Annotated in this window: 1 pseudogene; it reads left to right on the top strand. The window is 49.1% G+C overall.

Annotated elements, in window-relative coordinates:
* Window positions 1-26 precede the first annotated feature (26 nt).
* A pseudogene (locus JCM11216_RS14200) lies at window positions 27-877 on the top strand (ATP-binding protein); the annotation flags it as partial.

An 877-nucleotide genomic window follows, 5' to 3' on the forward strand; every position in this document is an offset into this window, starting at 1 on the left:
ACCCCCCCTTCAACCCGCTGGATTTCTTGAGTGATGTGGAGGCTCTTGACGTTATTGAGGAGGTGCTGACAATGAGGTTCCCCCCCAGGCTCCCATACGTCATGACTCCGGCTATGGAGTTCATGTTCATGAAGTCACTCAATGAATTAAGCAGTAAATCAATTAATGAGCAAGAAAGCAAGCCCGCAACGCGGGCTGTTAATGAGGTCTCCATTGGTGAATTAATCAAGTACCTGGAGGATCAGGTTAGTAGCGGTGCCTTTGCGAGGGAGGATGAGGTTAACAGTGCTAGGGGGGGATTGATTAGGAGGTTGACCTACCTAAACCACTGGGTCTTCAGCAAGACCCACCCAATCATTAATCGCTTAATCAACGGTGAGTTGATTGGTAAGTCAGTGGGCATTGACTTGAGTTGGTTGTCGCCTATTCAGCGTTGGTTCTACGTACTATCACTCCTAGCCGTGCTCAACTCTGTCCAGGCCAGGAACTTGATTTTAGTCATTGATGAGGCTCATTTGTACTTCAGGCTTGGTGAGAGTACCCTAACAACGAGTGTTAGGGTCGGTAGGAACTACAACAGGTACTTCGCGTTGATTACCCAAAGCCCATTCGATATACCGCGTGAGTTCATTAGCATGAATAAGTTGTTTGTTGAATTCCCAGTGCTCTACTTCAGCCCGGAGAACGTGGTCTTCAGGGAGCCGGGCTTCAAGGCCCACTACGGTAGGGACGCATACTACAATGCGGAGAAGACCTGGACAGCAATACCGCCAGCCCACTGGGAGAGGCCACTAACCGCAATAATGCACCTACACGTAACCAATAGGCAATTGAGGAGTGAGCACAGGGAACCATACAACCTAATAACCATTGAGGT

Source organism: Vulcanisaeta distributa JCM 11216 (assembly GCF_001315985.1).
Taxonomy (GTDB): Archaea; Thermoproteota; Thermoprotei; order Thermoproteales; family Thermocladiaceae; genus Vulcanisaeta; species Vulcanisaeta distributa_E.